The organism is Mesorhizobium sp. J428, from assembly GCF_024699925.1.
Taxonomy (GTDB): domain Bacteria; phylum Pseudomonadota; class Alphaproteobacteria; order Rhizobiales; family Rhizobiaceae; genus Mesorhizobium_A.
Window position 1 is genome coordinate 847,947 of sequence record NZ_JAJOMX010000001.1, and the last position, 24,953, is coordinate 872,899.

At 66.5% G+C, this 24,953-nt stretch carries 8 protein-coding genes and 4 pseudogenes; 3 read left to right on the top strand and 9 right to left on the bottom strand.

Annotated features, from left to right (window positions below; genetic code table 11):
• Positions 1–71: 71 nt before the first annotated feature.
• Positions 72–833 (top strand): phosphonate metabolism transcriptional regulator PhnF, encoded by a 762-nt coding sequence (gene phnF / locus LRS09_RS04385; RefSeq protein ID WP_257804487.1) that lies wholly within the window; start codon positions 72–74, stop codon positions 831–833.
• Between the two features lie 63 nt (positions 834–896).
• Here phnF and LRS09_RS04390 read toward each other — a convergent pair whose 3' ends face one another.
• Together LRS09_RS04390 and LRS09_RS30180 are read right to left on the bottom strand one after the other, a co-directional pair.
• On the bottom strand, positions 897–4,664 hold the full coding sequence (locus tag LRS09_RS04390) for an S-layer family protein (protein WP_257804489.1): 3,768 nt from the start codon (positions 4,662–4,664) through the stop codon (positions 897–899).
• 445 nt (positions 4,665–5,109) lie between these two features.
• Positions 5,110–13,598, bottom strand: a pseudogene (locus LRS09_RS30180) (GH36-type glycosyl hydrolase domain-containing protein).
• Between the two features lie 480 nt (positions 13,599–14,078).
• Here LRS09_RS30180 and LRS09_RS04400 point away from each other — a divergent pair.
• On the top strand, positions 14,079–15,851 hold the full coding sequence (locus LRS09_RS04400; RefSeq protein ID WP_257804490.1) for a glucan ABC transporter ATP-binding protein/ permease: 1,773 nt from the start codon (positions 14,079–14,081) through the stop codon (positions 15,849–15,851).
• A gap of 120 nt (positions 15,852–15,971) precedes the next feature.
• Complete coding sequence (gene speB / locus LRS09_RS04405) at positions 15,972–17,030, top strand: agmatinase (protein WP_257804491.1); 1,059 nt, start codon at positions 15,972–15,974, stop codon at positions 17,028–17,030.
• Positions 17,031–17,124: 94 nt separating this feature from the next.
• Here the strand turns inward: speB and LRS09_RS04410 are convergent, their stop codons facing one another.
• The 7 genes and pseudogenes from LRS09_RS04410 to LRS09_RS04440 all read right to left on the bottom strand — a co-directional run bounded on the left by LRS09_RS04410 (position 17,125) and on the right by LRS09_RS04440 (position 24,936).
• On the bottom strand, positions 17,125–18,192 hold the full coding sequence (locus tag LRS09_RS04410; protein ID WP_257804492.1) for an ABC transporter ATP-binding protein: 1,068 nt from the start codon (positions 18,190–18,192) through the stop codon (positions 17,125–17,127).
• A gap of 12 nt (positions 18,193–18,204) precedes the next feature.
• A pseudogene (locus LRS09_RS04415) lies at positions 18,205–18,992 on the bottom strand (ABC transporter permease).
• Positions 18,989–19,875 (bottom strand): annotated as a pseudogene (locus LRS09_RS04420) (ABC transporter permease). The pseudogenes LRS09_RS04415 and LRS09_RS04420 overlap by 4 nt, the downstream one beginning before the upstream one ends.
• A gap of 69 nt (positions 19,876–19,944) precedes the next feature.
• Positions 19,945–21,051, bottom strand: coding sequence for an ABC transporter substrate-binding protein (locus tag LRS09_RS04425; protein ID WP_257804493.1), 1,107 nt, complete (start codon positions 21,049–21,051; stop codon positions 19,945–19,947).
• 202 nt (positions 21,052–21,253) lie between these two features.
• The gene (locus tag LRS09_RS04430; RefSeq protein WP_257804494.1) at positions 21,254–22,426 is read right to left on the bottom strand and encodes an iron-containing alcohol dehydrogenase; all 1,173 of its coding nucleotides are present in this window, start codon (positions 22,424–22,426) and stop codon (positions 21,254–21,256) included.
• Between the two features lie 20 nt (positions 22,427–22,446).
• Complete coding sequence (locus tag LRS09_RS04435; RefSeq protein WP_257804495.1) at positions 22,447–23,472, bottom strand: hypothetical protein; 1,026 nt, start codon at positions 23,470–23,472, stop codon at positions 22,447–22,449.
• A gap of 77 nt (positions 23,473–23,549) precedes the next feature.
• Positions 23,550–24,936, bottom strand: a pseudogene (locus LRS09_RS04440) (aldehyde dehydrogenase family protein).
• Positions 24,937–24,953 lie beyond the last annotated feature (17 nt).

The following is a 24,953-nucleotide window of genomic DNA, read 5'->3' on the forward strand; positions in this document are numbered from 1 at the left end:
GCAACTCGACTTGTCTAGTGTTATAGACAACTATATGATGGCTTCGATTAGACCTCTCGCATGACGATCTGATGACAGCGACCGTTGCAGAAACCTCCGCCGACAGCTCGATCCGCCGCAACAGCGGCGTGTCGCTCTGGCGCCAGATCTCCGACCGGATCCGCCGCCTGGAGACGGACGGGCAACTCGATGCGGAGGGCCGCCTGCCGCCGGAGTTCAAGCTGGCCGAAGAATTCGGCGTGAACCGCCACACGGTCCGCAGCGCCATCTCGCATCTCGTGCAGGAAGGTGTGCTGCGCACCGAGCAGGGTCGAGGCACCTTCTTCCGCAGTCGTCCCCGCCTCGCTTATCCGATCGGCCGGCGCACGCGCTTCTCCGCCGGCCTCGAGGGCCAGGCCTCGACGCTCCAGACGGCGCTGGTGGACTCCGCCATCGTTCCGGCCAATGTCCGCGTCGCGGAGGCGCTCGACATGGCGCCGGAAGCGCCCGCGGTCTGGCTGAGGACGGTAGGCCTTGCCGACGGCGAGCCGGTGTCGACGGCCGAGAGCTGGTTTCCGGCGGACAGGCTGGGAGGGATCGCCGATGCGTTCCGGCGCACGGGCTCGATCACCGCGGCGCTCGCCTCGCTCGGCGTCGCGGACTACACTCGCCGCTCGACGGTGCTCACCGCCACCCATGCCGGCGACGACGATCTGGCGCGGCTGAAGCTTGCGCCCGGCGCCATCGTGCTGGCGACAGAGAGCGTCAATGTCGATCCCGCCGGCAGGCCGATCCAATATTCCCGGACGCGCTTTTCGGCGGATCGTATCGAACTGACGATCGAAAACGGCTGACCGGCCGCCCGGATTATCGGGCAGCCGGTCGGAAGATCGGAACGCGGCGCGAGGCCGCCCCGGTCAGATTTCCTGATAGGCGGCGATGACGGCCGCGACCTGATCGGAGTTCATCACCTGGATCTGGGCGGTCGTCAGCGCCTGGACCTGGTCGGCGTCGAGGGCGTCGATGTCCTCCACGGCGAGGCCGGAGATGGCGCCCGTGTTGATGGCGGCAATGTCACCGGTCGAGAAGCGCTCAAAATCCTCGGTCTCCATGGCCGCGATCTGCCCGGAGCCTAGCACCGCGGTCTGGGCCTCGGAGAACGCCTCGATCTGGTCGGCGGTCATCGCCGTGATCTGCGACGCGGTCAGGCCGACCGCCGCCTTGACGCTCAGCGCGCCGACCTGATCCTCGGTCAGGGCGCCGATCTGGTCCGTCGTCAGCGAGGCGACCTGAGCCGCAGTGAGCGCGCCGACCTGGTCGGTCGAGAGACCGCCGATCTGGTCAGTGGTCAGCGCTGCGATCTGCGTCGGCTTCATCAACGCGATCTGCGAGGTCGTCACGGCCGCGAGTTGGTCCGTGGTCAAGGCCGCAACGGCATCGTTCGACAGGCCCGAAATGGCCTTCGTGCTGATGGCGGCAATCGCATCGGTCGACAGCTCAGCGATGTCGTCGGCGCCGAGCGCCCCGACCTGCGTCGCGCTCAGCGCACCGACCTGCGCCGTCGTCAGCGCCCCGACCTGATCCGTGCTCAACGTCCCCACTTGCGTGGCGCTCAGCCCGATGATCGCCTTGGTGCTGATCGCGCCGACCTGCTCCTCGCTCAGCGCGCCGATCTGGTCGGCGGTCAGCGAAGCCGCCTGGATCGCCGTCAGCGCCCCGGCCTGCTCGGCCGAGAGATCGCCGATCTGATCGACCGTCAGAGCCGCGATCTGCGAGCCCTTCATCATGCCGATCTGGCCAGTCGTCAGAGCGCCGACCTGGTCGGTGCTCAAGGCCGCGACGGCATCGTTCGACAGGCCGGAGATGGATTTCGTGCTGATCGCGGCAATCGCATCGGTCGACAGTTCGGCGACATCGTCAGCGCCCAGTGCCCCAAGCTGCGTCGCGCTCAGTGCGCCGACCTGTGCAGTCGTCAGCGCCCCGACCTGGTCGGTGCTCAATGCCCCGACCTGGGTGGCAGTCAGGCCGAGAATGGCCTTGGTGCTGATGGCGCCGACCTGCTCCTCGCTCAGCGCACCGATCTGGTCCGTCGTAAGCGACGCCACCTGGGTCGCGGTCAACGCACCGACCTGGTCCGTCGAGAGATAGCCGATCTGATCGGTGGTCAGCGCGGCGATCTGCGCCGGCTTCATCATGCCGATCTGGCCAGTCGTCAGTGCCCCGACCTGATCCTCGCTCAGGGCCGCGACGGCATCGTTCGACAGGCCGGAGATCGACTTGGTGCTGATCGCGGCGATCGCATCGGTCGACAGTTCGGCGACATCGTCAGCGCCGAGCGCGCCGAGCTGCACCGCGCTCAGCACGCCGACCTGCGCCGTCGTAAACGCGCCCACCTGGTCGGTGCTCAGCGCCCCCACCTGCGTAGCGGTCATGCCGATGATCGATTTCGAATTGATCGCGCCAACCTGCTCCTCGCTCAGCGCGCCGATCTGGTCGGTGGTCAGCGAGGCGACCTGCGTCGCAGTCAGCGCACCGACCTGGTCGGTCGAGAGATCGCCGATCTGGTCCGTCGTCAGAGCCGCGATCTGGGTGCCCTTCATCATCGCGATCTGGCCGGTCGAGAGCGCACCGAGCTGGTCGGTGCTAAGTGCTGCGACCGCGTCAGCGGAGAGACCGGAGATGGACTTCGTGCTGATCGCGGCGATCACGTCGGTCGAGAGCTCGGCGACGTCGTCAGCGCCCAGCGCTCCTAACTGCGTCGCGCTCAAAGCGCCGACTTGCGCCGTGGTCAGGGCCGCGACCTGGTCCGTGCTCAGCGCGCCCACCTGCGTGGCGGTCATGCCGAGGATCGACTTCGAATTGATCGCGCCGATCTGCTCCTCGCTCATGGCGCCGATCTGATCCGTGGTCAAAGCCGCGACCTGCGTGGCGGTCAGTGCAGCGACCTGATCGGTCGAGAGATAGCCGATCTGGTCCGTGGTCAGCGCGGAAATCTGCGCCGGCTTCATCGCGGCGATCTGGCCCGTGGTCAATGCGCCGACCTGGTCCTCGCTCAGCGCTGCGACCGCATCATTGGTCAGGCCGGAGATGGACTTCGTGCTGATCGCGGCGATCGCATCGGTCGACAGTTCGGCGATGTCGTCAGCGCCGAGACCGCCCAGCTGCGCGCCGGTCATCGCGCCGACCTGTGCGGTCGTCAGGGCTGCGACCTGATCCGTCGAGAGGAGAGCGACCTTGGCCGAGGTCAGGCCGAGGATCGCCTTGGTGCTGATCGCGCCCACCTGCTCCTCGCTCAGCGCGCCGATCTGGTCGTTGGTCAGGGCAGAGACCTGCGTCGCCGTCAGCGCGCCGATCTGGTCGGTCGATAGGTCGCCGATCTGGTCCGTCGTCAGTGCCGCAATCTGCGTGCCCTTCATCATACCGATCTGGCCGGTCGTCATCGCGCCGAGCTGGTCGGTGCTGAGCGCTGCGACGGCGTCATTCGACAGGCCGGAAATAGCCTTGGTGCTTATGGCAGCGATCGCGTCGGTCGAGAGTTCAGCGACGTCGTCAGCGCCAAGTGCGCCGAGCTGCAGCGCGCTGAACGCACCGACCTGCACCGTCGTCAACGCGCCCACCTGATCGGTGCTCAGGGCGCCCACCTGCGTCGCGGTCAGGCCAAGGACGGCCTTGGTGCTGATAGCGCCAACCTGCTCTTCGCTGAGCGCACCGACCTGGTCGGTGGTCAGCGACGCGACCTGGGCGGCGGTGAATGCGCCCACCTGCGCGGTGCTCAGATCGCCGATCTGGTCCGTGGTCAGCGCAGCGATCTGCGTGCCTTTCATCATGCCGATCTGGCCGGTCGTCAGCGCGCCGAGTTGGTCGGTGCTGAGCGCTGCGACCGCTTCGTTCTTCAGGCCCGAAATCGACTTGGTGCTAATGGCGACGATCGCGTCGGTCGACAGCTCGGCGACGTCGTCAGCGCCCAGCCCGCCCAGCTGCGCCGCGCTCAGGACGCCGACCTGCGCCGTCGTCAACGCGCCCACCTGGTCGGTGCTGAGCGCGCCGATCTGGGTGGCGCTCAAGCCGATGATGGCCTTGGTGTTGATGGCGCCGACCTGCTCCTCGCTCATCGCTCCGATCTGGTCCGTGGTCAGCGCGGAGATCTGCGCCGGCTTCATCGCGGCGATCTGACCGGTGGTCAGCGCGCCGACCTGATCCTCGCTCAGCGCTGCGACGGCGGCGGTGGACAGGCCGGAGATCGCCTTGGTGCTGAAGGCGGCGATCTCTTCGGCCGAGAACTCAGCGATGTCGTCGGCGCCGAGCGCGGCGAGCTGCGTCGAACTGAACCCGCCGACCTGATCGACGGTCAGAGCCTCGATCTGGTCGGTCGTCAGCGCCCCGATCTGCGTCGCGGTCAAGGCGGACACCTGGGTCTTGCTGAGGCTCTCGATCTTCGTGCTGTCCAGCGCGCCGAGCTGATCGAGGGTAAGGCCCCTCATGCCGTTGGCGGAGATCGCGCCGAACTGGTCCGCGCTCAGCGCCTCGAAATCCTCCTGCTCCATCGCTGCGATCTGCGTCGCGGAGAGCGCGTTGACCTGGGCGGTTGAGAGGGCCCCGATGTCCTCGGTGGTCAGATTGGCGATGGTCGTCGCGGACATCGACCGGATCTGATTGACGGTCAGCGAAGAAACGATGGAAGTCATGAGCGGCGCCCCCAGAGATACGCGTTACCGGTATGATGGCTTCACCACGCGGCTGGGGGAGATCTCGACGAGGGTCCACGCAGCCGGAGGCATTTGCCGCGCCTACTGACAGGTTGTCCGTTTGGCGGGCCGGCAATGGCAGCCCCCAGGCGGCGCCTCGTTGGACGCTTTCAAGCTAGGCAACATGGCCCTCTTGCAGGAGCCCGGGCATCGGAAGCGCATCATGCTGCCGGAGCCAACGGCTCCTCGTCCGACACCTTGTTCACGCGACCGCCCCGGCTGTGCGGGACGTGCGTCGCGAAACTCCTCTGCCCGATTGAAAATTCACCCGGCCAGAGCTTCGCATGTGTCAAATACGACGAGACCTTCTAATTTTACATTAACGTTAAAGGCTCTTCACCGCGACCGCGGCGGCCCAGGAACACAGCGAGAAGCCGGCCGCGCCTCAGCGCGGCCGGGCAACCTTCACCACCACCTCCGCATCCTCAGTCAGCGGAATATGGTCACTCTCCCGTCCGTTCACCGAGATTCCCGCTTCCCCCTCGACCGCGACGCGGATGCGGATCGTCCTGCCGTCGAGCTTAAGCGTTGCGGCAAATCCATCCCAGCCGGACGGCAGCGACGGCTTCACGATGAGCCTGTCGCCTTCCCGCTTCAGCCCCAGGATGCCCTCCACCGCCGTGCGGTAGAGCCATCCGGCGGAACCCGTATACCAGGTCCAGCCTCCCCGGCCGGCAAGAGGACCTTCCGAGTAGATGTCCGCCGCCACCACATAGGGTTCGACCCGGTAGCGTTCGGCCGCATCGGCGTCGAGCGCATGGTTGACCGGGTTGAGCATGCGGAAGCCGTCATGTGCCTCGTCGCCGAGGCCGAGCTCCGCCAGCGCCAGCACGAACCAGGCGGCCGCATGCGTATACTGCCCGCCGTTCTCGCGCACGCCCGGCGGATAGGCCTTGATGTAGCCGGGCTCCTTGTCGGTCTTGTCGAAGGGCGGCTTGAACAGGCGGATGATCCCGATGTCGGGCTCGACCAGCCGCTCCCGCGCCGACGTCATCGCAAGGCGCGCCCGTTCCGTGTCGCCCTCGCCGGAGAGCACGCTCCACGACTGGGCGATGGAATCGATCTGGCATTCGTCCGCGAGATGCGAGCCAAGCGGAGTGCCGTCGTCGAAGGAGCCGCGGCGGTACCAATCGCCGTCCCAGCCGGAGCCTTCGAGCGCCTGCTTGAGCCGCGCGGCATGGGCAAGCCACTTATCGGCCCGCGCGGCATCGCCTCGCTTCTGCGCGAACGGCGCGAAGTCGTTGAGCGTCTTGAGCAGGAACCAGCCGAGCCAGACGCTGTCGCCACGGCCAGCCTCGCCCACCCGGTTCATGCCGTCGTTCCAGTCGCCGCCGAGGATCAGCGGCAGGCCGGTCTCCGCCGTGCGCACGATCGCCAGATCCAGCGCCCGCGCCGCGTGCTCATAGACGCTCGCCTTCTCCTTCGACACTTCCGGCGTGAAGAAAGAATCGTGCTCGCCGGGCTTCAGCGGATCGCCGAGGATGAAAGGCAGTTCCTGGTCAAGAATCGAGGCGTCGCCCGTCACCTTGATGAAATGTGAAGCCGCATAGCCGATCCACACGACGTCGTCCGAGATCATCGTGCGCACGCCGGCTCCGGTGCGCGGCAGCCACCAGTGCTGCACGTCGCCGTCCGGGAACTGCCGCGAGGCCGCATTCAGGATCTGCGCCCGTGCCAGTTCCGGATCGTGCAGCAGCAGCGCCATCGTGTCCTGCAGCTGGTCGCGGAAGCCGAACGCACCGCTGGCCTGATAGAAGCCGGCCCGCGCGCGGATGCGGCAGGCGAGCGCCTGGTAGGGCAGCCAGTGGTTGACCATCGCGTCGAGCGCCGGATCGGGCGTCTCGACCTGGACCGTGTCGAGGAAGCCGCGCCAGCTCGCCTCGTTCTCGGCGAGGCGCTGGTCGAAGCTGAGTGCCCGGTGACGCTTCACCAGGCTTACAGCCTCCTCGTTCGACGTCGCATCGCCCATCAGCCACAGCATGTCGAAAGACATGCCGGGTGCGAGCTCGATATCGCGCGCCAGCGCCGCGCAACCGTCGAAGCCCGGCTCCACCTTGCCGGACAGCGCGCTGCCCGAGGCGACGGCCGCCGGCTGCGTCACCGATCCGGCCTGGCCGAGGAATTCGAGCCGGTCGGAGGTGCGGTGCGACGGCGCGACGTCCGACGCCAGGAACGCGACCCGGTCGCCATAGTCGAGGCTGTAGGCGTTGCGCGCGAGAAGCGCGCCTGTCTCGGCGTCGTGCGAGGGCACGATCATCGGCGCAGTGCGGCTCCGGCTGGTGCCCAGCACCCATTCGGCATAGCCGTAGACCCGCAGCCGCTTCGTTGCGTCCCCCCGGTTGGTGACGCGCAGCCGCGTCACCTTCACGGGCTCGGCCGGATCGACCACCATCTCGGCGCGCACCGACAGTTCGTCGGTCCTGGCCGTGAAGACACTGACGCCTTGCCCGTGTCGCGCCTCGTAGCGCGCGCCGGCAGCCGGCGCGAGAGAGGCGAAGGGCGACAGCACCGACCCGCCATCCAGGTCGCGGATGTAGAGGCCTTCGCCCGGCCGGTTCGTCACCGGATCGTTGGTCCAAGGCGTCAGCTGGAAGTCGCGGCTGTTGCGGCTCCAGGTGAAGGTCGAGCCCTCTGCCGAGACGTGGAAGCCGAAGCCCGGATTGGCGATGACGTTGATCCAGGGCTGCGGCGTGGCGCGGGCGGCGGCCAGCCGCACCACATAGCTGCGCCCGCCATCGGCGAACCCGCCATAGCCGTTCCAGAACTCGAGCCCGTCGCTGGTCACCGCCGGCGCCCGCGTGTCTGCGCTTCCCACACGCGGATCCGGCGAAACGGGCGGCTGCGGCGCGGCCAGCTGTTCCGCCTCTGCGCGGTCGATCTGGTCCTCGATCTTGCCGTTGCGGGTGTGCAGCACGATGAGGGCGGAGGCGATCAGCGTGCGGTAGGACCGTTCGTCCATGAGGTCTCGTCGCACTGCGAAGATGTGCTGGCGCGGCCCGAACTCGTTGCCGCGATGGCGCGCATTCTCGCACAGCCAGTCGATGGCGTTCTGCAGGTCCTGCACGTAGGAAGACGACTGCTCGTTGACGACGACGAGGTCGACGAGCAGGCCTCGCGCGCGCAGATATTCCTGCACCCGCAGCGCCTTGGCGACGATCTCGATGTCGGCGACGTCGGCGATGCGGAGCGCGAAGATCGGGAAGTCGCCCGAGATGCTCATCGGCCAGAGCGCCGCCTGCGATCCCATGCCGGTGGCGATCGTCTCCGGTGCTGCGCGAAGCGCGGGATGCGGATAAAGCAGGTAGCGCGCCAGCTTCTGCACATTGGCCGCCTCGGCCAGGCTGAAGCCGACATGGCGCGTCTGCACCTGCGAGCGCGTCCAGGCGTGCATCGACTGGCGTGCAAAGCTCTCCGGATGGTCGATCCGGCCGATCGCCTCCTCGAGCTGCGCCCTGTCGGCCGCGGCGATGGTCCAGAACGTGACGCTCACCTTCTTGTGGGCGGGGATGCGAATCCTGCGCCGCAGCGAGAAGATCGGGTCGAGCACGAAGCCCTGCCCGCCGCCGAGCCGCGCGCCGTCGTCGAACGCGGCCGGATTGCGGATGTCGCGGCCGCGGCCGATGAAGGCGCGCCGGTCCGTCTCCGCCTCGGTCTCGCCGGTGTGGCTGGCGCCGATGGTCAGGAAATGCGCCGCCGCGATGCTCTTGTCTGAGGGTGCGCGCTTGCGGCGCTCCGCAAAAATCACGCCGCGCGCGGAATCGATCTCCGTCTTCACGAACATCTTGGAGAAGGCCGGGTGTGCACTGTCGCTCGCCTCCGGGGCCAGCGCCAGTTCCGCGAAGGAGGTGACCTCGATGACGCGCTCGCTGCCCGAATGGTTGAAGATGGTGACCTGCCTGCCCTCGCCGTCCGCCTCGGTGGCGACGATGCACTCTAACTCGCTGCGCAGAGTGCCGACCGTCTTGAGGAAGGTCGACTTGTCGTCCGAGAAGATGACCTCGCTGGTTTCTTCGGCCGCGGCCTTCGGCTCGCCGGTCGCGGACCACCACTCCCCGCTCTCCACGTCGCGCAGGAAGATGAAGGAGCCCGTGCGGTCCTCCACCGGGTCCGGCTGCCAGCGCGTGATCGACAGGTCGCCGAGCCGCGCATAGCCGGCACCGGTCGACGACAGCATCAGCGAATAGGTGCCGTTCGACAGGACGTTGGTCGCCTTCGGCGCACGGATCGGGTCCGCGATCTTGCGGATGTCGGGCGTCTCGTCGACCTGATCGAGCTTGCTGCGATCCGGCGCCTCGCTCCGCACCGTCGTGATCGGGATGTCGCGCGGCGCCTTTTCCTGCAGCAGCAGCTCGGCCGCCTCGATCACCGGATCGGCGTGGAAGCGCTCGCGCATCCGGCCCTCGTGGATCACGTTGGAGATGGCGACGATGCACATGCCCTGATGGTGGGCGTAGTAGTTGCGCACCACAGCGCATTCATGCCCTTCCGGCACGCGGGTCGGCGTGAAGTCGACGGCATCGTAGAAACCGTAGCGGCCGACGGCACCGATGGAGGCCAGCCGGTCGAGATTGTCGACGGCCACATGCGGCATGAACTGGCTCGCCAGCACCGTCGCATAAGGCGCGATGACGACGTTCTGCCCAAGGCCGCGCTTCAGCCCGAGGCCCGGCACGCCGAAATTGGTGTACTGGTAGGTCATCTCGCGGTCGCGGGCGTTGTAGGCGGCTTCCGAGACGCCCCACGGGATGCCCTTGGAACGGCCGTAGGCGATCTGGCGCTTGATGACCTGGCGGCTCGTCTGTTCGAGGATGCTGCCCGGCGGCTCGTTCATCACAAGCGGCGGCATCAGATATTCGAACATCGATCCCGACCAGGAGATCAGCGCTCCCCTGAAGCCGATCTCGACGATCGGCCGGCCGAGCCTGAACCAGTGCTCGGTCGGCACATCGCCCTTGGCGATCGCGAAAAGGCTGGCGAGCCGGGCTTCCGAGGCAAGCAGATCGTAGCAGCTCTCGTCGAGCTGGCGGTCGTCGACCCGGTAGCCGATGGACAGGAGCTTGCGGTCCTGCCGCAGCAGGAAGGAGAACTCCATCTTGAAGGCGATGGTGCGTGCGCGGCGCGAGATATCCGACAGCCGGGCACGCAGCGCGCTGAGCTTCTCCTCCTCGAAATGTGCGTCGGCGATGTGCGCCTCGCACACGGCCTGGAGCTTGGTCGCCCAGGTGACCAGCAGGTCCGAGCCGGCCGTGCCGGTTTCCTCGTGCAGGGCGCGGGCGAGCCTCAGGATCTCGCCGGCGTTCACCGCGAGGTTGAGCGTGCGGATCGCTGCTGTCTCCGGTTCGCTCTTGATCGATTCGACGGCGCGCCGCATGCCGGTGACGCGTTCCACCAGGCGCTGACGCACGGGGCGGATCTGGCGCCTGTCGTCGGGAAGCGCAGACAGCGTCAGCTCGAACATGCCGGTCGTGTCGAGAACCCCTTCCAGGTCGCCCTGCAGATAGGCGGCCGGCGCCTCCGCCCATTCCTCGAAGGCCCGCGCCACCGCGATCAGGTGGCCGGCGAAATTGCCGCTGTCGACGCTGGAAATGTAGCGCGGATAGAGCGGATTGAGGGTGCGCGTGTCGCGTACCAGTTGTAGAGGTGGCCGCGATCCTTATCGAGCTTGTCCACCGTATCGAGGGTTGCCGCGATGCGGTCGGTCGCGTCGTTGAGCGAGATCCAGCCGAAATCGCGCGCGGCGATGGTCGACAGGAGATACATGCCGATATTCGTCGGCGAGGTGCGCGGCGCCTCGACGGGATGCGGCGTCTCCTGGAAATTGTCCGGCGGCAGGAAATTGTGCTCCGCCGTGACGAAGGTCTCGAAATAGAGCCATGTCCGGCGCGCGACGCGGCGCAGCTTCTCGCGGTCGGACTGCGTGACCTCGATCTGGTCCTCGATCTCAGCCGAACGGCTGACCAGCCATGCAATGGCCGGCGCGGCGATCCAGATCACCGCATAGGCAAGCGCCAGGTAGAAGCCGGTCGTGCCGCCGAACGCCGCGATCACCACCGATGCGACACCGATCACAACCGATCCGAACATCAGCCGGTAATAGGGCGCGATCCCCTCCGACTGCGCTTTCTGAACCTGCGAGGCGGTGCGCCATTCGAGCAGATTGCGGCGGGACACGAACATGCGGTGAAGCGTGCGCAGAATCGCGTCGCCCATCATCCAGGCCGAGTGCGCAATCAGCACGATCTTCAGCGCCACCTGCGCCGAGGCGAAGACGAAGTCGCGCACGAAGGCGGCGAAATGGCCCCTGAGCGTGTTCTCCGCGCTCTTCGGTGTCAGGCCGTGGATGATGTCAAAGGTCGGCCCGATGAACAGCGCGACGACGAGCAGCGCCATCCACTGCGAGGCGATCGTGAACGGCATCAGCGCCCACGCCGCCACCGCGGCCATGATCCAGAAGATCGGCGTGAGCGTACGGCGCAGGTTGTCGATCATCTTCCAGCGCGAGACGCCGCTGATGCCCGAGCGCAGGTCGAAGATGAACGGCAGCAACTGCCAGTCGCCCCGCGCCCAGCGATGGTGCCGCGACGCATCGACCGGATAATGCGCCGGATAGTCCTCGACGACCTCGACGTCCGTTGCCAGCGCGGCGCGCGCGAAGGCGCCCTCAAGGAGATCGTGGCTCAGCACCGCGTTCTCCGCGATGCGGTCCTTGAGCGCCGCGATCATGGCGTCAACGTGGTAGAGGCCCTTGCCCGTGAACGTGCCCTCGCCGAACACGTCCTGGTAGAGGTCGGAGACGGCGAAAACATAGGGGTCGAGGCCCCGGTTGGCCGAGAAGACCCGCTGGAAGAACGAGGACTCCTCGCCGGAGGTGAGTGAGGGCGTGACGCGAGGCTGGAGGATGCCACAGCCGCGGACGACTTTGCGGCGGGCCACGTCGACGACGGGCCTGTTCAGCGGATGCGCCAGCTTGCCGGCCATCTTCGTGGCGGCGTCGCGCGTCATCCGCGTGTCCGCGTCGAGCGTCAGCACATGGACGACGTCGGGCGGCAACGGATGATCGAGCGGCAGGAAAGTCGTGTCCGGGTCGCCGCGCAGCAGGAGATTGAGTTCGTCCAGCTTGCCGCGCTTGCGTTCCCAGCCCATCCAAACCCCTTCCGCCTCGTTGTAGAGGCGGCGGCGATGCAGCAGGTGGAACCGCTTCGCCACCCCTTCGGGATAGCGTTCGTTGAGCTGGGCGATCTCAGCGCGGGCGTGGGCGAGCAGTTCGAGATCCTGGTCCGACTGCTCGGAGCGGCTGTCGGGCCAATCGGTCAGCAGCGCGAAGTAGAGCTCGCCCCGCATATTGGCGAGGTGATGCACCTCGATGCGGTTGATCAGTTCCTCCACATCGCCGCGCGAGCCGATCAGGGCCGGGACGACGACCAGCGTGCGCGCCTCGGCTGGAACGCCGTCGCGGTATTCATATCCCACGAGGCGGGTCGGCTTCATGAAGACGAGCATCAGCGTATTGAAGAGCGCGACGGCGCCTTCCATCGCCGGGAAGGCGAACAGGACCAGAAGCAACGTCGTCCATTCGCTCGACAGCCCGGCTGCCCGCGTCACGGTCCAGGCGGTCAGGATGAACAGCGCGGTCAGCACGGCGACGGGCGCCGCAATCGATAGCCAGCCGCCGCGACGCAGCGCTCGCATCAGCCGTTCCGTCGGCTTGGGCCGGTAGCCGATGGCGCGCTCGAGCTCGCCGCGGCGCGGACCTGCGAGGAAGAAGCCGATATCGGATTCGTCCGATCCACCGGCTGCCGCCGCCATCTGCAGCGCCTTCTCGGTCACGTCGTGCTCAGTGAGGCGCGAGCGGCGCGCCATGTCCTCGATTGAGGTGCGGTACTGGTCGCGCGAGGCGAAGTCGAGGTCGGAGAAGTTCGACGCCTCGCGCAGCATCGCGTCGATCAGGCTGACGCCCTCGAACCAGCCGGTCCAGTCGACGTCGTTGACCGTCCGGAAACCGCGGATGATGTTGCCGGTGGTGACGTTGCCGCTGGCGAGCGTCCGGTGCTCGGTGCGCGTGATCTCCTCGGCATCGGAGCCGTATTTCTCGAGCTCCCGCTCCAGCCATTGCAGGGCGGTGCCGGCGCTGCGCGAGCCATCGCGCAGGCGGTAGAGAAGCTGCGTGGCAAATGAGGCGTCGCTGGCATGGGCGGTGTAGCCGCTCAGCATCGCTTCCTGCGCCGCCGGGTCAGCCTGCTGCGCCAACTGGTCGGCGATCTGGTTCGCGGTCCGCCGCATCAGCCGCGCGCGGTCCACCCGCACCGCCAGCCGGCGAAGGTTTTCCGCCAGGACGAAGCGGACGAAGGACGGCAGCGCCCAGATCTCGCCGATCCGGAGCGGCTCCACTGACTGGTAGCCCTTCACCAGCGCGTGCAGCGTGTCCGGCGAGATCGTGCTGTCGGTGTGGCCGACATAGGCCCAGGCGATCAGGAGCGTGCGCGGCACCGAGGCGCCGTTGGGCAACTTCACGGTCGGCAGTTCGCGATAGAACCGCTTCGGCAGGTCGCGGCGGACCTGTACGATGCTTTCCTCGACGAGGTAGTTGTTGTCGAGCAGCCACTGCGCCGCCGGCGTGATGGTCTCGCCCCGCGCCTGCGCGGCGTTGGTGTCGTTGTAGACGGCGAGGATGCGGGCAGCGTTCTCCTTGATGCGCGCATGGAAGTCGCCCTCCCCCAGACCCGGGAAGTTCGGGATGCGTCCAGAGGCGAGGTCGGCACCCAGCCGCCCGAGCCGCTCCTCCTGGAAGAAGTCATACCGGATCGGCTGTTCTGCTTTCGGCGGCAGGGGATGCACATCCGGATCGGTCCGGAGTGACTTCACAGAGGCGTTCATCAAACGAAGATCCAGGTGGCGAACGTCACATCGGCAGGTCAGACAAGCGCCGGCCGGGCGCGCCTAAAATCGTTTAGAAAGTGAACGGTTCCGTTGCAATACGCCGCTCCTCACAAATGAACATTCTTTGTTTCAATTGGCTACGTGAGGGAACCCGAGGGGCGGCCGGGCATTCTTGCGTTCGGGACAGCAGGCTCTGTTGTCTCAGAGGTGTGGTTGCCGTGTTTGTCTGCGGCATCTTGTCCGGCAAATCCGGAACGCACGAAAAAGGGATGTCGATATCCACGCGAAGCAACTGCAATACGCCCGATATGCCAACGGTTCGAACCATTTGCGTTCACAGTCCCGTGATCACGCAGCGTTACAATCGCGGCATGAGATTTGTAGTCGATTTCGGAACGTCTGCCATGTTTGGCCCATTGTCTGGCGACATGCCTCTCTACATGGTGCGATGCACAAAGCCTCGGGTGGAGTAAACGAGTGACACTGCTGGAAGTTTATTGGCGGGCGTTAAACTATCTTGCCCCCAAGGGCAGGAGCGTGCTGCTCGTCTGCTGCTCCAACATAATTCTGGCAATGGTGATGATCGCCGAGCCGATTCTCTTCGGCCGGATCATCGATGCGATCGCCAGCAAACAGGACGTGGTGCCCACGCTGATGCTGTGGGCGGGCCTCGGCCTCTTCAACATCGTCGCCTTCGTCCTTGTCGCCCGCCAGGCCGACCGGCTGGCGCACCGCATGCGCGTCGAGGTGCTCACCCGCTCCTTCTCGAACGTCATGACCATGCCGCTGTCGTGGCACTATGAGCGCGGCACGTCGAACGTGCTGCACACGCTGATCCGCGCCGTCGATACGCTGTTCGGGCTCTGGCTCGAATTCATGCGCCAGCACCTGACGACGGCGGTCTCGCTGATCCTGCTCATCCCGACGGCGATCGCGGTGGACTACCGCCTGTCGCTGGTGCTGATCGTGCTCGGCGTGATGTATTTCGCCATCGGCCGCTTCGTGATGCGGCGGACCGAGCAGAACCAGAAGGCCGTCGAGGCGCACCACCACAAGGTGTTCGCCCATGTCAGCGATTCCGTCAGCAACGTCGCGCTGCTGCAGAGCTACAACCGCGTCTCGCAGGAGACGCAGTCGCTGCGCGTCTTCGTCGACCGGCTGATCAAGGCGCAGTATCCGGTGCTCGACTGGTGGGCGCTGGCCTCGGCCATGCACCGCGTCGCATCGACCATCTCGATGATGGTCGTGATGATCATCGGCGCCTTCCTCGTCTCCAGGGGCGAGCTCCGCGTTGGCGACATCGTCGCCTTCACCGGCTTCGCCTCGCTGCTGATCAGCCGTCTCGACCAGATCTCGGCCTTCGTGAACCAGATCTTCGAAAGCCGCGTGCGGCTGGAGGACTTCTATCGCCTCGAGGACGCGACCGAGATGCGCAAGGAGCCAGACGGCGTCGACGCGCTCGGCCATGTCGCCGGCCATGTCCGCTTCGACAATGTCAGCTTCGCCTTCTCGAACGCAGCCCGCGGTGTCTCCAACGTCTCCTTCGCCGTGGAGCCCGGCAAGACGGTAGCCATCGTCGGCCCGACGGGTGCGGGCAAGACGACCCTGATCAATCTTCTGCAGCGCGTCTACGATCCGCAGGAGGGCTCGATCTACATCGACGGCGTCGATACCCGGCGCGTTACCCGCGCCTCGCTGCGCAGCTCCATCGCGACGGTGTTCCAGGATTCGGGCCTGCTCAACCGGTCGATCGAGGAGAACATCCGTGTCGGCCGCGCCAACGCGTCGAACGACGACGTGCACGAGGCGGCATGCGCGGCTTCTGCGCACGAGTTCATCCTCGGCAAGACCGACGGCTACGACACGCTGGTCGGCGAGCGCGGCGGGCAGCTGTCGGGCGGCGAGCGCCAGCGCATCGCGATCGCGCGCGCCATCCTCAAGGACGCGCCGATCCTCGTTCTCGACGAGGCGACCAGCGCGCTCGACGTCGAGACCGAGGAACGGGTGCGCGCCGCGGTGGACGAGCTGCGCCACAACCGCACCACCTTCATCATCGCCCACCGGCTCTCCACCGTGCGCGACGCCGATCTCGTGCTTTTCATGGACGAGGGCCGTATCGTCGAGCAGGGATCGTTCGACGATCTCGCCACCCGCGACGGCCGCTTCGCCGCCCTGCTCAAGGCCGGCAGCCTGATCGCCGATCGCAAGCCGGCCGGCGTGGTGGTGCCGTTCGGCGTTCAGGCCGCCTGAGTTCCAGAAGGCATCGCGGCGGGAGGCTTCCCGCCGATTGCATTCGGCTCCACGATCGATCACCTTCCGATGGAACGGCGTCGCCGACGAGGCGGCGCCCCATACGGGGACGATTCGTCGATGGACTGGAACAAGCAACGGCTGGACGAACTGCGCGCCAGATATGGCGCGGACAAGGGCGGCGAGATCCGCGATCCGGCCTTCCGCAAGGTGGCGGAGAAGATCTTCGACACCCGCGGCACGCGACTGGCACCCTATGCCGGGGTGCCGACCTTCCTCGCGGCCCCCTACCTTCCCCTCGCCCCCCAGGCGCCCGACTTCGGCGACCTGCAGGTGGCGATGCTCGGCGTGCCGATGGATCTCGGCGTGACCAACCGCAACGGCTCCCGCTTCGGCCCTCGCGCACTACGCACGATCGAGCGGATCGGCCCCTACAACCACGTGCTGAAATGCGCCCCCACTCATGAGCTGCGGGTCGCCGACATCGGCGACGTGCCGTTCCGCAGCCGCTACCAGCTGGAGCAGAGCCACGAGGACATCGAGCAGCACGTGGCGAGGATCATCGGCGCCGGCGTGATTCCGCTGTCGGTCGGCGGCGACCATTCGATCAGCCACCCGATCCTCAAGGCCGTCGGCAGGGACCGTCCGGTCGGCATGATCCATATCGACGCGCATTGCGACACGGGCGGGCCGTTCGACGGCACCAAGTTTCATCACGGCGGTCCGTTCCGCAATGCAGTGCTCGACGGCGTGCTCGACCCGACCCGAACGATCCAGATCGGCATACGCGGGCCGGCGGAATATCTGTGGGAGTTCAGCTACGAGTCCGGAATGAGCGTGATCCATGCGGAGGAGATCGCGGCGATGGGAGTGCCGGCGGCGATCCGCAGGGCGCTCGAGGTCGTCGGCGACGGCCCGACCTACCTCTCCTTCGACATCGACAGCCTCGACCCGGCGTTTGCACCCGGCACAGGTACGCCGGAGGTCGGCGGGCTGACGACGCGTGAGGTGCTGGAACTGCTGCGCGGGCTGAAGGGCGTGAACCTCGTCGGCGGCGACGTGGTGGAGGTCGCGCCGCAATACGACGCGACCAGCAACACGGCGCAGGCCGGCGCGCAGGTTCTGTTCGAGATCCTCAGCCTGATGGTGTTCAGCCCATCGGTCGGAGGCGCGTCTTAAATTCTCGCTGTCTCTCCCTTCTCCCGGTTCACCGCGAGAAGGTGCCCGAAAGAGGCGGTGGAGTGCGCCCTGCCGGGTTCCGCAGGGAACTTGCCTACGCGTCCAGCACCAACAGGTCCGCCGGCGAGAAATGGACCGTGGTCTGGTCGCCGGGTGCGGGCGGTGGGGAGGCGGGGTTGTTGAAGGTGTCGAAGGACAGCTTGTTGCTTCCGGCATCCGCATTGATGCGGATGACCGAGCCGAGGAAGTTGACCGCGGTGATGGTGCACGGGATCGCGACGGCGCGGGCACCCTCCTTGGCCATCGAGATCGCCTCCGGCCGCAGTGCGAGCGTCACCTTGTCGCCGGGCTTCTCGCCACCAAGGTCGCGGCCGAGCGCCACCGGCACGCCGCCGACCTCGACCGCGCCGGAGGCCGCGTCCTTGACCACCGCCTCGATGACGTTGAGCGTGCCGACGAAGCCGGCGACGAAGCGCGTGGCGGGCCGGTTGTAGACCTCGAACGGCGCGCCGACCTGGTCGGCCCGGCCGGCATTCATGACGACAATGCGATCGGACATCGACATCGCCTCTTCCTGGTCGTGCGTCACGAAGATGGTGGTGATGCCGAGATCGCGCTGGATGGCACGGATCTCGTCGCGCAGCGATACGCGCACCTTGGCGTCGAGCGCCGACAGCGGCTCGTCGAGGAGAAGCAGGCGCGGCTTGGGGGCGAGCGCACGCGCCAGCGCCACGCGCTGCTGCTGGCCGCCGGAAAGCTGGTAGGGATAGCGCGCGCCGAACTCGCCGAGCTTGATGAGGCCCAGCATCTCGGCGACGCGCGCGTCGATCTCCGCCTTCGGCCGGCCGGCCACCCTGAGCCCGAAGCCGATGTTCTGCGCCACGGTCATGTTGGGAAACAGCGCATAGGCCTGGAACACCATGCCGATGTTGCGCTGGTTGGGCTTCAGCCCCGTCACGTCCTTGCCGGCGACGATGATGCGGCCGTCGGTCGGCTGCTCGAAGCCTGCCACCATGCGCAGCATCGTCGTCTTGCCGCAGCCGGACGGGCCGAGGAAGGAGATGAACTCGCCCTTGTCGACGTCGAGGTTGAAGTCCTGGACGACCGTCGTCGCCCCGAAGGACTTCCGCACATGCTGGATCGAGAGGAACGGTTCCGACATGGGTTCTTCCGGTTAGTGGGGCTGGGCCGGCGCTTTGGGAGCGAAGCGCGACACAACCTGGATCAGGGCCATGCAGCCCCACGTGATGGCGAAGGCGATGACGGCGAGCGCGGCGGGCTCATAGGCACGGTTCGCGCCGAGGAGCTGCATGAACGGGCCGAAGGCTGGACGGTTGAGAAGTGCTGCCATCGTGAACTCGCCGATGACGATCGCGAAGGTGAGGAAGGCGCCCGAGAGCATACGGCCACCAGCACGTTAGGCAGGATGATACGGGCGAGGATCGTGACCCACCCGGCGCCCAGCGACTGCGCCGCCTCGGTCAGCGTCGCAACGTCGATGGTGCGCAGGCCGGTGTCGACCGCGCGATACATGTCCGGCAGCGCCAGCGTCGCATAGCCGAACATCAGGAGGATGTTGGTGCCGAGCGTCGAGCCGGTGAGCGGCAGGAAACTCGACGTATTGTAGAGCCGGATATAGCCGAAGACGATGACGATGGCCGGGATGACAAGCGGCAGGAGCGTGATGAACTCGATATAGGGCCTGAGGCCGGGCAGCCTGAGCCGCACCCAGTAGGCGGTCGGCACGATCAGGAGCACGCCGAAGATGATGGTGGCCACCGCCATGCCCACCGAATAGAGGAACGTCTCCTGGAAGCGCGGATCGGCCAGCACGCGCGCATAGGCGTCGAAGGAATAGACACCGCGGCGCATTTTGAGCGAGAACTCGGTCATGCCGACCAGTGGCAGGATGAAGTAGACGATGCCGGCGATCAGCGCGGCCCAGGCCCAGAACTTCTTCATTTGAGCCAGCGCTCCGAGCGCGCGCGCAGCCAGATGTAGATCGTGTTGGCAATGCCGGTGACGACGATCATGCCGAAAGCGAGCGCGTAGCCGAGATGCGGATCGCCCAGAACGTCGCCGCGGATCTGCGCGAAGAGCAGGATCGGCACGATCGACAGCGACGAGCCGGTGAGCGCGATGGCCGTGGCGACGGCGCCGAAGGCATTGGCGAAGAGCAGCGCCAGCGTGCCGAGCAGCGACGGGAACAGGATCGGCAGCGCGATCATGGTCCAGCATGCCGGCCGGTAGCCCCGAGAATGCTTGCCGCCTCGCGCCACTCTCGCTTCAGCCCGTCCAGCGCCGGCGTGATAATCAGGATCATCAGCGGGATCTGGAAGAACAGATAGGTGATCGTCAGGCCCCAGAAGGACAGGATGTTGAAGCCCATCGCCCTGAGGTCGATGCCGAGATCGGTGCGCAGGAAGACCGTGACGAGACCGATCGGACCCAGCGTGGCGATGAAGGCGAAAGCGAGCGGCACGCCGGCAAAGTTGGACGCGACGCCGGAAAAGGTCAGTAGCGGCGAACGCACCCATTGCGGCAGGCCGCCGAGCACGACGGCTGCGGCCATGGCGAAGCCGACGAGGCAGCCGAGGATAGCTGAAGCAAGGCTGATGCGGATGGAGATCCAGTAGGCCGCCATGATCGACGGCGTGAACAGGCCCTGCACGTTCTTGAGCGTGAACTCGCCGGCCGGGTTCTGGAACGCCCCGATCACGATGTTAATCGTCGGCAGGATGAGGAAAAGAAGCGCAAAGAGCAGGAACGGCGCCACGCCGAGCCAGTCGAGCGGCAGCCTGAAGCGGATATTGGCGGGCTGCGCGGGAGGGGCGCTGGGCGGCATCTCGGTTTCGCTCGCGGGAGGAGCGCCTGCCCCGCCGGATTGGCGGGACAGGCAGGCTCGGGTGACGTCTTACTGCACGTTGGCGCCGACGACCTTGTCCCAGCCACCGGTGACGGCGGCCTTGTTGTCGTTCACCTCTTCCAGCGTCGGGAAGTAGGCGGCCTCGTAGGAGGCGGCCGGCGGCAGCTTGTCCATGACGTCCTGCGGGATCACGCCGCGCTTGGCCATGTCGTTGAAGCGGATCGGGTGGCAGTAGCCCTTGAGCCAGCCGAGCTGGCCCTCGTCGGAGTAGAGATACTCCATCCACAGCTTCGCCGCGTTCGGATGCGGCGCGTAGGCGCTGATCGCCTGGACGTAGACGCCGGCGAGCACGCCCGACTTAGGCACCACGACCTCGACCGGCGGGTTGCCGGCGAGCGTGTCCTTGGCGGCGAGCGCATTATAGTCCCACATCACGACGATGGGGGTGGCGCCCTGCGCCAGCGTGCCGGCCTTGCCGATCACCGGAACGAAGTTGCCGGCCTTGTTCAGCTCGGCGAAGAACTCGAGGCCCTTCTCGCCGGCTTCCTTGCCCGACTTGCCGCCCGTGGAGATGCCGGCGGCGAGGGCCGCGAGGATCGCCTGGTTCGAGGCGCGCGGATCACCGGCGAGCGCCACCTGGCCCTTGTGCTCAGGCTTGAGCAGGTCGGCCCAGTCGGCCGGCGCGTTCGGCACGAGGTCCTTGTTCACGAGGAACGACATCACGCCGTAATAGTCGCCGTACCAGTAGCCCTCCGGATCCTTGGCGCCCTCGGGGATCGAGTCCCAGGTCGAGACCTTATAGGGCTGCACCAGGCCTTCGGCCTTGGACGACGGGCCGAAGGCCAGGCCGACGTCGATCACGTCTGGCGCCTGCGGGCCCTTGTTGTCCTTGTTCGCCTTGATCGCCTCGATCTCGTCCGCGGAACCCGCGTCGGGATTGAGCTCGTTGACGGTGATTTCCGGATACTTCTTCTTGAAGCCCTCGATGACCGCGCCGTAGCCGCACCAGTCGTGCGGCAGCGCGATCGTGGTGAGCATGCCTTCCGCCTTCGCGGCGGCTTCGATCGCCGCCAGGTCCTGAGCCGACGAAATCGCCGACGAGGCCATCAGCGTCGCCGCCGTGACCGAGAGAACCTTCCCCATAGCCTTGAACATATTCTTCTCCTTGAGACTGACGCCCACAGGCACCGGCAACGCGGGTAGCCGTTTCCCATGACAACTGGATGAACGTTATGCGAAGTCTGCGCCCTGCCGAAATTAAAGCGTTTTCCGACTTTCCCCGCAATCAGGCCGCAGAATTAATTTCTTCGGCTAACGACCGGGATATTGGCGGACGACCCTTGCCGCCCGCCTCTCCTCAAAGCTTGCCTTCGATGGCGTTCTCGAGAACTTCAAGCGCCGCCTTCTTGGTGAACTTGACCGGATTGGAGCCTGTCGACGGATCGGCGACCGCCATCTCGGCGATCATCGCCTTGCGCTTCTTGTCCATATCCAGGCCCTTGATCAGCTCGGGCAGCGTGTTCGGCACCTTCAGCTGCTTACGTAGCTTGAGCACCGCCTTGGCGAAGCCCTCATAGCCGCCCTTGATACCGAGATAGGCGGCAGCACGCGCCAGCCGCTCCTCGATGGCGGGACGGTTGAATTCCAGCACATAGGGCATGAAAACGCCGTTGGTCATGCCGTGATGGGTGTCGTAGAGCGCGCCGATCGGATGCGACAGCGAGTGGATGGCACCCAGCCCCTTCTGGAAGGCGGTGGCGCCCATGGCGGCCGCGCTCATCATGTGGGCGCGGGCGGTCAGGTCGCCCGGATTGGCGACGGCCTTGGGCAGGTTCTCGAACACCAGCCGCATACCTTCCAGCGCGATGCCGTCGGCCATCGGATGGTATCCGGGCGCACAATAGGCTTCCAGGCAGTGGGCGAGCGCATCCATGCCGGTGCCGACGGTGATGAAGGCCGGCATGCCGACCGTCAGCTCCGGATCGGCGATGACGATCTGCGGCAAGAGCTTCGGATGGAAGATGATCTTCTTGGTATGGCTCTCCTCGTTGGTCAGCACCGCGGCGCGGCCGACCTCGGAGCCGGTGCCGGCCGTGGTGGGCACCGCGATGATCGGCGCGATCTTCGAGGCGTCGGCGCGTGTCCACCAGTCGCCGATGTCCTCGAAATCCCAGACCGGACGGGTCTGGCCGGCCTGGAAGGCGATCAGCTTGCCGAGGTCGAGCGCCGAACCGCCGCCGAACACGATCGCGCCGTCGTGCTTGCCCTTCTTCCAGACCGCGATGCCGGCGGTAAGGTTCGCCTCAACCGGGTTCGGCTTGACGTCGGAGAAGACGCCGTAGGGCACGCCGGCATCGTCGAGGATCTTCAGCGTCTTGGCCACAACCGGCAGCTTCACGAGGCCGGGATCGGTGATGAAGAGCGGCTTCTTGATGCCCGCGGCCGCCAGCGCATCCGGCAGTTCGGAGACGCGGCCGGCGCCGAAGCGGACGGTGGTCGGGTAGTTCCATTTGGAGACGAGCTTGGTCATGGGGTACTCTGGAGAGAAAGTCAGGTGGTCGCGTATGTTCGATGGGCCGCCGGAGCGGTCAGCCTTGCGCCGGGCTGCCGGCCGGACAGGATCTTCTCCGCCACGCGATCGACGAAGCCGCGCATGCCGGGAACCGTCAGCGCCTCCGCATGGCCGATGGTCCAGTAGTGCGCCGCCGACGGCTTCCTCGGAGGGAAGAGCCGGTCGTCAGGCAGATTGACGAACAGCCCACGGTAGCGCTCGAGCTCGCCCGCGGCGGGCGGGTCCCAATCAGCGGCGAAGGACCGCTCCACGGCGCTGCCGCGCCCGAGCGCCGTCACGGCCTCGCGCAGCTCCCGCGGAATCTCGCGAACGGCCTGATGCGCCTGGTAGATGGTCTCGCACCGCTTTCCGGCGCCGGCGCAGTCGAAGAGTTCGTCGGGCGCAACGCCGAAACGCGCCGACATCGCGCCGTGGACAAGGCGCGTGATCTCGACCAGCTCGGGATCCGTGTTCCGATGCGCCCAGTGGTGGCGGGCGGCAGCGGTGAGTAACGCGCCGTCGTCGATGCCCAACACGGACAAAAGGGTCGGCAAGACGCTGCCGTCGCGCGCGACGGCCCAGTCGAACGAGATCGCTCTGACCCTGCCGCTTGCGGCCGAGATCGCCCGTTCGAGGAGGAGGTCGAACTGGTAGTCGACCCGGCGTCCGATCACCACCTTTTCCAGAAACTCCGGGAAGGACTGTGCGTCGCGCCTACGCGAATATTGGGCCCAGCGCGACGGCAGGTAGCCCGCCCAGTGGCGGAACGCGAAGATGAAGGAAAGGTCGCAGTCAGCAAAGCAATCGGCCAGCTTGCGCAGGGCTTCCGGCGGAAACATCGTCACCGCCTCCGCGGAGAGCACCAGCTTGCTGGCGCCCCGGGCGTTCGCGTTGTCCACCACCTTGCGCAGCTCGGCCGGATTCCAGTCCGGGCCGATGGCATAGAGCAACAACCCGTGCTGCCCGTCCGGCCCCGGCGGATAGACTAAGCCCGCCGCGAGAAACTCCTCGCGGCGTGCATCCATGAAGGTCTGGAACGAGGTCGTGCCCGTCTTGTGCATCCCGCCGTGGATGAAGACCTCGAGCCTGTGGCCGTTGGGCATCAGACCTGTCTCAGATGATAGCTCTTCGGCCGCGTGAGGTTGTCGTAGCCGATGGCCGAGAGCGCCGCGCCCTTGCCGGTGTCCTTGACGCCGGTCCACACCAGAGCCGGGTCGAGATAGTCGCAGCGGTTCATGAACAGCGTGCCGGTCTCGACCCTGTCGCCGATCTTCTCGGCGTGCTCCAGGTCCCTGGTCCAGATCGAGGCGGTGAGGCCGTAGGGGCTGTCGTTCATCAGCGCGATCGCGTCCTCGTCGCTGCGCACCTTCATGATGCCGACGACCGGGCCGAAGCTTTCCTCGCGCATGACGCTCATCTGGTGGTCGACATTGGTCAGCACCTCGACCGGCAGGTAGGGCGAGCCGGCGACGTCGCGGCCGTCCTTCGTGTTGAGATGCGCCGTCGCGCCCTTGCGCAGGGCTTCGGCCTTCTGCTCGCGGATGAAGTCGGCGAAGCGCGCCTGCGCCATCGGTCCCATCACAGTATCGGCCTTGGTCGGGTCGCCGAGCGTCCAGTTGCGGCTCTCGGCGATGAAGCCGTCGACGAAATCGTCGTAGACCTTCTCATGCACGTAGATGCGCTCGATGCCGCAGCAGCACTGGCCTGAATTGTAGAATGCGCCCTCGGCGAGGTTGGCGATCGCGTGATCGAGCTTAGCGTCCGGCAGGACATAGGCCGGGTCCTTGCCGCCGAGTTCGAGACCCATCGTCATGAAGGTCCCCGCGCCCGCCTTCTCGATCGCACGCCCGCCGGCGACCGAGCCGGTGAAGTTGACGTGGTCGATCTTGCCCGAGGCGAGCAGCTTCTCGGTCTGCGAATGGTTCATCACCAGGTTCTGGAACAGGCCCTTCGGCAGCCCCGCCGCATCGAACGCCTTCTGGAAGCGCTCGCCGACGAGGAGTGTCTGCGCGGCGTGCTTGAGGATGACGGCCGAGCCCGCGATCAGCGCCGGCACGATGGTGTTGACGGCGGTGAGATACGGATAGTTCCACGGCGCAATGACCATCACCACGCCGAGCGGCTCTCGCTTGACGTAGCGCTTGAAGCCTTCCTTCGGGTTCGACGCCATGACCGGCTTCAGCGCCTGTTCGGCGATCTCGACCATGTACTGGACGCGTTCCTTCACGCCGCCGAACTCGCCGCCATACTTGATCGGCCGGCCCATCTGCCAGGCGAGCTCGGGCACGATCTCGTCCGTCATCCCGACCAGCGCCTCGAGCATGGCGAGCATATATTTGCAGCGCTCGGCGGCCGGGCACGTCGACCCACTTCGCCTGCGCCGCCTTGGCGCGCTCGACGGCTGCATTGACCGCCTGGTCTGTGGCCACCGGCCGCTCGGCATAGATCGAGCCGTCGACAGGGGATTTGATCTTGACCGTTTCGGTCATGGGCATTTCCTCGTGTT

What these genes read in the sequence shown, in the direction of transcription:
- phnF (WP_257804487.1), top strand. Translation starts at nt 72, where the DNA reads ATGACAGCGACCGTTGCAGAAACCTCCGCCGACAGCTCGATCCGCCGC.
- LRS09_RS04390 (WP_257804489.1), bottom strand. Translation starts at nt 4,664, where the DNA reads ATGACTTCCATCGTTTCTTCGCTGACCGTCAATCAGATCCGGTCGATG.
- speB (WP_257804491.1), top strand. Translation starts at nt 15,972, where the DNA reads ATGGACTGGAACAAGCAACGGCTGGACGAACTGCGCGCCAGATATGGC.
- LRS09_RS04410 (WP_257804492.1), bottom strand. Translation starts at nt 18,192, where the DNA reads ATGTCGGAACCGTTCCTCTCGATCCAGCATGTGCGGAAGTCCTTCGGG.
- LRS09_RS04425 (WP_257804493.1), bottom strand. Translation starts at nt 21,051, where the DNA reads ATGTTCAAGGCTATGGGGAAGGTTCTCTCGGTCACGGCGGCGACGCTG.
- LRS09_RS04430 (WP_257804494.1), bottom strand. Translation starts at nt 22,426, where the DNA reads ATGACCAAGCTCGTCTCCAAATGGAACTACCCGACCACCGTCCGCTTC.
- LRS09_RS04435 (WP_257804495.1), bottom strand. Translation starts at nt 23,472, where the DNA reads ATGGATGCACGCCGCGAGGAGTTTCTCGCGGCGGGCTTAGTCTATCCG.